The sequence below is a fragment of the Candidatus Thermoplasmatota archaeon genome, assembly GCA_035541015.1.
Taxonomy (GTDB): domain Archaea; phylum Thermoplasmatota; class SW-10-69-26; order JACQPN01; family JAIVGT01; genus DATLFM01.
This window is the reverse complement of sequence record DATLFM010000044.1, coordinates 1-8244: the sequence shown is the minus strand read 5'-3', so window position 1 is coordinate 8244 and position 8244 is coordinate 1. Positions and strand designations below refer to the sequence as shown.

At 71.0% G+C, this 8244-nt stretch carries 7 protein-coding genes and 1 tRNA gene; 7 read left to right on the top strand and 1 reads right to left on the bottom strand.

Annotated elements, in window-relative coordinates; translation table 11 throughout:
* Positions 1-219 precede the first annotated feature (219 nt).
* Positions 220-981, bottom strand: a complete 762-nt coding sequence (locus tag VM681_04235; GenBank protein ID HVL87205.1) for a hypothetical protein — start codon at positions 979-981, stop codon at positions 220-222.
* A 120-nt stretch (positions 982-1101) separates the two neighbouring features.
* Here VM681_04235 and VM681_04230 point away from each other — a divergent pair, with 120 nt between their 5' ends.
* The 7 genes from VM681_04230 to VM681_04200 all read left to right on the top strand — a co-directional run bounded on the left by VM681_04230 (position 1102) and on the right by VM681_04200 (position 8159).
* A complete protein-coding gene (locus VM681_04230) occupies positions 1102-2370 on the top strand; it encodes a hypothetical protein (GenBank protein ID HVL87204.1) in 1269 nt (422 codons plus the stop codon).
* A 65-nt stretch (positions 2371-2435) separates the two neighbouring features.
* On the top strand, positions 2436-3224 hold the full coding sequence (gene radB, locus VM681_04225) for a DNA repair and recombination protein RadB (protein ID HVL87203.1): 789 nt from the start codon (positions 2436-2438) through the stop codon (positions 3222-3224).
* A gap of 84 nt (positions 3225-3308) precedes the next feature.
* Entirely contained in the window at positions 3309-4130 is an 822-nt protein-coding gene (locus VM681_04220; protein HVL87202.1) for a winged helix-turn-helix transcriptional regulator, read from the top strand.
* Positions 4131-4214: 84 nt separating this feature from the next.
* Positions 4215-5168, top strand: coding sequence for a winged helix-turn-helix transcriptional regulator (locus VM681_04215; protein HVL87201.1), 954 nt, complete (start codon positions 4215-4217; stop codon positions 5166-5168).
* 73 nt (positions 5169-5241) lie between these two features.
* Positions 5242-7416: a DEAD/DEAH box helicase gene (locus VM681_04210; GenBank protein ID HVL87200.1), complete on the top strand. Its 2175-nt coding sequence runs from the start codon at positions 5242-5244 to the stop codon at positions 7414-7416.
* 14 nt (positions 7417-7430) lie between these two features.
* Positions 7431-7928, top strand: coding sequence for a KEOPS complex subunit Cgi121 (cgi121, locus tag VM681_04205; protein HVL87199.1), 498 nt, complete (start codon positions 7431-7433; stop codon positions 7926-7928).
* 157 nt (positions 7929-8085) lie between these two features.
* A tRNA-Arg gene (locus tag VM681_04200) sits at positions 8086-8159 on the top strand.
* Positions 8160-8244 lie beyond the last annotated feature (85 nt).

Genomic DNA, 8244 nt, shown 5'->3' with positions numbered 1-8244 from the left:
CCGAGGATCTCGACGACGTCTCCGACCGTGAGGTTGAGGTCGAGGCGGGTGGCGGCGTCCACGCGGACGCGTCCCTTGGCGACGTCCTCCTGGACGGCCTCGGCCACCTTGAGCGTGACTTCCTTCACCATGAGGGTATCGCGGGCCTAACTCGGCCTGCCCTTCATAAGCGTTTGGTTGCGCGGGCGCTCGTCACGCGTCGTCGCGTCCTCGTCTTCGCTACTCCTGCCGCTGTCGTTCGACGGCCTCTTCGAGCGTGAGCTGCCCGCGCGCCACGCGCATCGCAAGCGACCGCGAGATCGTGAGATCGCCGCCGCTTGCGATGCGGCTCTTGCGCTGGATGTCGCGGATCTCGCCCTCGGCCGGCCGGACGGGTCGCCGCGCGCGCACCTCCTCGCCCGCCGACTGCGCGATGGCGCGCGCGGCCGCCACGTCGCGCGCCTCGCCCGCGCGGGGCATCGTGGGCGAGGTGGCCGTCTCGTCCACGATCTCCACGGCAAGGTCGAGCCCCACGACGCCGTTTACGATGCGGTCGCGCGCCGTGGGCGCGCCGTGACCGATCCGGACGACCGCCGTCTGCCGGGGTTTCCACGTGGCCGCGCACCGGGCGACCTCCGCGACGGCGGCCTCGGGAGATCCCACCTGGAAGGCGCGGCGCTCGCGGCCGTCCACGGCGACGACGACGCCGGGGCGCTCGCCCGGGTCGATGCCAACCACGAGCGACTCGCAGGTCCGGCCGCCTTCGACGAGCGCGCGAGCCTCCGCCAACGCCTGCGAGGGGGTCCGGAACTCGGCCACGTTGGCAAACGGGATCTTGGTGGCTTCCTTGCGCGTGCTGATGACGGCCCCCACGTCGGGCGGGATCTCGTCGCCCCAGGCAAGGCTCGCGAAGGCGACGTCCTTCTCCTTGAGGTGCCGGACGAGGTCGTGGTACATGGCGAAGTCGCGCGTGAGGATGGCGATCTTGCGGCCCCGCGGCACGCTGAAGAATCCGGGCCTGCAAGGAAAGGCTTTCCGATCGAAAGCCTCCGCCGCCGGGCCCGCAATTAAATCGGAGCGCGTAAATAGTGCTGCCCGCGATAGGTTCCGCGGGATGCACCGATGCCGATGATCAAGGATGCTGCGCCGCCTCTCTCCTCCGGAAAGATCCGGGAGCTGCGCGCGTCGCTTGCGCCCGAGTACGGACACACGCTTGTCACCGACGAGGGCCCGCCGGTGCTCGTCGTCCGCGTGCCGGGCGCACGTCCCGACTTCCTCACCGACGTCGAGCGCGCCGGCGAGGCCGTTTCCGAGGAACTCGTGCGCGCGGCCAAGGACGTCCTTCTCCTGGGCTCCGAGAAGCTCGTGCGCGTGGACCCCATCCCGCTTCGCGACCGCATCCGCGAGCGCGCCCGCGAGGAAGCTCCCTACGCCGCCGAGATGCGATCGCAGCTCAACCGCTCCTACGGCTTGGACATCCTCCGCCCCGGCGGCGCGCGAGGCCCCGCCATCCTTGGCGCCCGCATCCCGCGCGCCCGCGTCGCCGAGCTGTCTTCCGAGGACCGGCAGTCGCTTGCGGCGCCGGTCAAGGACACGCTCAACCAAGCCAAGGACGTGGCCAAGGTCTTCCTCATCGCCGACGAGGACTTCCGCCGCTTTTCCCCCGCGGACTTCGAGCGCATGCTCGCCGGGCAAGCGCCCGTGACGCCGAAGGTTCCCACGACGCCCACCATCGTGGCCGACGGCCCCGGCGCCTCGCGCCCGCGCGCGGGCGCAAGCTCCGGCGGCTCGAGCCCCTTTGGCGGCCTCATCAGCCAGGCCATGCAGACCGACGAGATGTTGAAGGCGAAGAAGGCGGCCAAGGAGGGGAGGTCCGCTCCGCCGCCCGCGGTTCCCGCTCCGGCGCCCGCTCCAGCCGCCGCCCCGTCGCCTCGGGCGACGACGCCGCGCCGTGCGGTCCCCGACGGTCCGTTCGGAGGCCTCCTTGCGGCCGCGGCAAGCCCGCCCGCGAAGGAGGAAGCGCCCACTCCCGCGCCCCCCGCGCCCGCTGCGCCTCCGGCGCCGGTCGAGACGCCTTCTGTCCCAGCCGGCGACCCCATCGCCGTCCTCTCGGATCGCTTCCGGGAAGCCGGCTACGAGTTGGCCCCCGCCGCCGACGCCTCCGGCTTCGACCTTGCCGCGCACAAGGACGGCGGCAAGCGGCTCCTCGTGAAGAAAGTGCCCACGCTCGACCTCCTCCTCGGAAAGCAGCTCGACGCGCGCGCGGCCGCGCTTGGAGCCGACGCCGTCGTCGTCATCGCCGACCGCACCGAGCCCGGAACGCAAGCCTACGCGCTTGGCACGCGCCTGGAGATCGTGCGAGCAGGCGACGTGCGCGGGCTTGAGCTGTGAGGTTGGCGCCCGATCGCGCGACTTCCGCATAGCGTTAATATACGCCCGCCGGTTTGATCCGCGGTGTGGCCCTCCTCGATCTCCTCGTCGGCGCCCGAGCGCGGCAGCCGCGAGGCCCCGCCGACGATCCCGAGGAGGACGATCCCCTGAGGGTTCCGCTCGGCTGCCCGCCGCTTGACGCGCTCCTTGGCGGCGGCGTCGAGTCGGCCGCGCTCACGGAGTTCTACGGCGAGGCCGGCACGGGCAAGACGAACGCCTGCCTGCAGCTTGCGCGCAACGTGGCCCGCGCGGGGCGCAAGGTCGTGTACATCGACACCGAGGGCGTAAGCCTCGAGCGTCTCGCGCAGATGTGCGCCGCGGAGGGCGACTTCGAGCAGGTCCGAAAGTCCATCCTCTTCTTCGAGCCTTTCACGCTCGACGAGCAGGAGAAGGTCATCGACAAGGCCTGCCGCCTGGCGCTTGGGAACGCCGACATCGGCGTCCTGCTGCTCGACTCGGCCACGGTGTTCTACCGCGTGGGCCTGGCCGACGGCGAGGAGGTGCGCGATCGGCGCCACCTCACGCAGCAGCTGCACCAATTGCTCGCGGTCGCGCGGCAGAAGGGCATTCCCGTCGTCATCACGAACCAAGTGTACACCAATCTCGAGAACAACGTCTTCGAGCCCATCGGGGGACAGATGCTGCGCCATCTGAGCAAGGCGGTCGTGCGATTGGAGAAGGCCGGCGTCGGTCGGCGTCGAGGGACGATCATGAAGCACCGTTCGATTCCGGAGGGATCGTCGGCCGAGTTTGCCATCGGCGAGTCCGGCCTCGGCCCGCTTGCGGCCGAACTTCCGCCGGGGCGTCCGGCGTAACGACGGCAAGCGGTACGCCAAAAACGACGTCCCCAAAAGCGTTAAATAGTTCACGAAGAACATCTCGCCCGGAGGCGACGATCCGTGCGAGGCGTAGCCATCGGAATCCTTCTCCTGGCTTCCAGCCTCGCCTTCGCGCCCACCGCTGTTGCCGCCGGCGAAGCGTACCTGCAGAAAGCGCAGGACACCGCGGCGGCCCTCTGGCGCGAGGTGGGACAAGCCGCCGAGGACATTCGCGACGGCGAACGCGGAGGCGCAAGCCCGCCCGTGCAGCCCGTCGCGCCCATCGGATCCGAGCCCGTCACGCAGGACGGCTGGTTTGGCGTCGCCGGGGCAGGCCTTGCCGCCGCCGGCCTCGTGGGAATTCTCCTTGCGGGCGGCACGCGGTTCCTTCGGCCCGAAGACGCGCTGCAAAGCGGCGTGCGCGGTCGCATCTACGAATACCTGCGCGCGCGACGCGGCGCCAACCTCAAGCAGCTCACCGAGGACCTCGACCTCTCGACGACAAACGCCGTCTGGCACCTTCGCAAGCTCGAAGGCACGGGCCTCGTTCGCTCGCGCAAGTTCAACGGCCTCAAGGTCTACTACCTCACGGAGGGCGGCGTGGAGGCGCGCGACCTCACCCTCTCGGCGGCCGCCCTTGCCAACGAGAACGCGCGCGCCATCTTCGACTTCGTGCTCGAGAACCCGCGCATCCACCAGCGCGAGATCGCCCGCGCGCTGTCCGTGAACCACGGGACGGTGCGCTGGCATCTCAAGAAGCTGTGCCTGGCGGGGCTTCTCTCCGAGGTCCGGGCCGGGCGCGTCTCCCTCTACGAGCCCACCACCGCCGGCTACGCCGCGGCCAAGGCCCTCGTGCGCGCCCCGGTTCTCCCCGCCCCGCCCGTCCAGCCGCTCGCGGCCTGAAGGGTTCTTAAGTAGGGGACCCAGGAACCTGGGACCACCGACGAACGTTCAAGTACGGGCGACGGCAAAAGTAAGCCGATTCCCATGGTGGGTGGCCACGCCAGGTTCGGTCTTCGCATCGTCGCCGCGTCGCTTCTGGTGCTGCTTGCCGCCGGCGCGTCGTCGGCGCTGGACACCTCAAGTGGCCTCAACGGCCCCACCTCGGGCCTCGATTCGGGCAACGCGAACACCGGGAGCCGGCCCGGAAGCGGCGGGGACCTGCTGCGCGCGCCCCTCAACGGCGCGCTCGACGTCCCGCTCGTGGGCCGGCTTTCGTTTGCCGGCATGGTCCTGCTGGGCGGCGGCATGGCCGCGGCCGCGTACCTCGCCGTAAGCGTGCTTGGCACGAAGTTCGTGACGGCGCAGAACGTGCTTGAGAACGACGCGCGGCGCGAGCTCTACGAGTACATCAAGACGAACCCCGGAACGCACCTTCGCGCCACCGCCGCCGCGCTTGGCCTCTCCACGACAAACGCGCTGTGGCACCTGCGGAAGCTCGAGCAGAGCAACCTCGTCAACTCCAAACGGCTCGAGGGCTACAAGGTGTTCTACCCCGTCGAGGGCGGCCTCGAGGCCAAGCGCATGGGGCTTGCCATGGCCGTCCTGCGCAACGAGAACGCGCGCCAGATCCTCGAACTCATCAGCCAAGAGCCCGCCGCGCACCAGCGCGAGATGGCCCGCCGGCTCTCGCTCAACCACGGCACGATCCGCTGGCACCTGAAGAAACTCTCGGCCGTGGGCCTCGTGCTCGAGCTCCGCAAGGACCACGTGAGCCAATACTTCATCTCCGAGCTTGGCAACCTGGCGCTCGCGCGCGTCAAGGGAGTGCCGGTCGAGTCCCTGCCGCCCGTGCCCAACGTCATCCTCCCGGGCGCACCCATGGAGCTTGCCACGGGGATCGCGACCGAGCCCGAGGCCGCGCCCGTGCACGGCCTCGTGCCTTCGCCGCTTACCGCGCACGCAAAGCCCGACCCCGAGTCCGACGGCGTGCAAGCCTAAGCGCGGCGAGCCGGGCGTGCGGCGTCGCGACCGGCGGATAACCCTTTTACCCCGCCGCAGCATGGGCGGCGACGTGGTGCACGTCCGCGACCTGGGGCTTCCCGCCGCCGTGGTCGCCATCCTGGAGTCGCAAGGCTACGGCGAGCTGTGGCCCAGCCAGGCCGAGGCCGTGCCCATCGCGCTTGCCGGCGAGAACCTCGTCCTTGCCGTGCCGACGGCAAGCGGCAAGAGCCTCGTCGCATACCTCGCGCTCGTTCAGCGCGCGCTCGCGGGGGCCAAGGGCATCTACATCGTCCCGCTGCGCGCGCTTGCGTCCGAGAAGTACGAGGACCTGAAGGCCTTCGAGCCCGCCGGACTGCGCGTGGCCATCTCCACGGGCGACCTCGACGCGACCGACCCGTGGCTCTCGCGCGCCGACATCGTCGTCTGCACGAGCGAGAAGGCCGACGCGCTCCTGCGTCACCGGGCGGAATGGATCGACCGCGTGGGCACGATCGTCGCCGACGAGGTCCACCTCGTGCACGACCCCGAGCGCGGCCCCACGCTTGAGGTCCTCCTCGCCCGCTTCCGCGCCATCAACCCGCGCGCCCAGCTCATCGCGCTCTCGGCCACGATCCGCAACAGCGGAGACGTGGCCGACTGGCTGTCCGCGCGCCACGTCCGGAGCGACTGGCGCCCCGTCGCCCTCCGCGAAGGCGTGCTCTACGGCAAGGCCGTTCGCTTCGTGGACGGCGAGCAGCGCGAGATTCCCGACATCCCCGACCGCGAGGCCGACGCCGTCGAGCGCCTCGTCCACGACTCCGTCGCCGGCGGGGGCCAATGCCTCGTCTTCGTCAACACGCGAAAGAGCACCGAATCGGTGGCCGAGAAGCTCCGGCCCGTCGTGTCCCGCCTCCTCAAGACGGAGGAGTCCACGCTTCTTTCCGCCGACGCCGCGGGCGACGTCGAGGAGCGAAGCGGCTTGGACGCGAAGGTCGAGCGGTGCGTGCGCTCGGGCGTGGCCTTCCACCACGCGGGCCTCACGAACGCGCAGCGGCAGCGCATCGAGAAGGCCTTCAAGCAGGGCGTCCTCAAGGCCATCGTCGCCACGCCCACCCTTGCCGCCGGCGTCAACCTGCCCGCGCGACGCGTGATCGTGCGCGACCTTTGGCGCTACGACGCGGGCGTCGGCAACGCGCCCATCCCCGTCCTCGAGTACAAGCAGATGGCCGGACGCGCCGGGCGCCCGCGGTACGACCGCGTGGGCGAGGCCATCTGCGTTGCCAAGAACTGGGACCAGCGGGTGCGGATCCTCGAAGAATACCTCCTCGCCGACCCCGAGACCATCACGAGCAAGCTTGGCGCCGAGTCCGCGCTGCGCACGCACCTTCTGGCCGGCATCGCCATGGGCTTCACGCCCGACGAGCAGGCCGTCATCGAATTCCTGCAGGGGACCTTCCTCTGGCGCGAGCAGGAGAGCTGGGTGCTCGAGGCGCGCGTCGCCGACGTGCTCCGGTTCCTGCGCGAGGAAGGGTTCGTCGAGCCGGGCGCCAAGCTTCGCGCCACCCTGTTTGGCAAGCGCACGAGCGACCTCTACATCGACCCCGTCACCGCCGTCAAGATGCGCGACGCCCTCCAGGCGGCCGCAGGCGGGCGCCGGAAGCCTTCCGCCATCGGTTGGCTGCACGCCGCATGCGCCACGCCCGACATGCGCCCGCTGTACCTTCGGCGCGGCGACGACTGGATCGAGTCGGCCGCCGTCGAGCACGAGGGCGAGCTTCTCGTTCCCCTCCCCGTCGGCTCCGACTTCGAATGGTTCCTTTCCGAGCTCAAGACCGCCTTCCTGCTGCACGACTGGATCGACGAGGCGACGATGGACAAGATCGAGCGAAAGTACGAGGTGTACCCCGGCGACCTTCACCAGAAGGTCGACACGGCCGAATGGCTCGTGCACGCGCTCAAGGAGCTCGCCCACCTCTTCCACCGCGACGGCCTCCCCGAGCTCTCCGAGCTCCACGTGCGCGTCAAGCACGGCATCCGCCGCGAGCTCTTGCCGCTCATCCGGCTCACGGGCGTCGGCCGCGTGCGCGCCCGCGCGCTCCACGCCGCCGGCTTCACGACGCTCGCCGAGCTCCGCCGCGCGCCGCTTGCCACGCTCACGCGCGTGCCGGGCGTCGGCCCGGGCCTTGCCGCAAGCATCGTCAAGGAGCTCGGACGCGCCAAGGACGCGGAGGATCCCGTCCACGCCTACGGAGGCGACCGCGCCTGAGCGAGGACATCGCCGTGGCCGGCGCGCGCGGCCGCGTGGGCGACCCCGCGCGGGCGGTGGCCGCCGCCGCGCGCGTCGCGACGGAGACCGGCGCGCGCCTCGTGCAGCTGCTCGACGCGCGCGCCGTGGTCGACCCCGAGCAGCTCCAGGTGGCCGCCGAGCGCGCGCTTCGCGCGTACGGGGAGGACCGCGCCGTGTCGAAGGAGCTTGGCCTCGAGGTGCTGCGCTACGCAAGCGGCGAGCGGCAGATCGCCGACGCGCTGCGCCGGCTGGGCCTGCGCGCGGACACCGAGCGCGTGGGCGTGGTCGCCGTCGGGCCCAACGCGAAGGGGGCGGTCGACCGGACCCTCCAGGCGTTGGGACTTGCGCGCGACGACACGGCGCTGCAGGGCGGCCGGGACGCGCTCTTGGCCTTGGGCGTGGGCGCGGTTGAGCTTCGCGTCGTGCCGGAGGACGCCTGGGTCGACCTCGTGCTCGAGCGGGTCGCGCTCGTCGACGTCGAGCGGCGCTAGGTTCTTATACGGCCCTCCGCTTTCCGCGCTGTCCGCAAACCGCGTGCGCCCGTGGCGCGTCGAGCTTGCGGCGGAGCGATCACGGCGCCCGTGGGGCGCGCGTGGAATGCTCGCTCCGCTCGCATTCCCCGGCGCCCCCCGGTCGCATGCTGCGCATGCGCCCGTGGGGTAGCTTGGATATCCTTCAAGATTGCGGATCTTGTGACCCGAGTTCGAATCTCGGCGGGCGCATGCGCAGCATGCGACCGGGGGGCGCCGGGGAATGCGAGCGGAGCGAGCATTCCACGCGCGCCCCACGGGCGCCGTGATCGCTCCG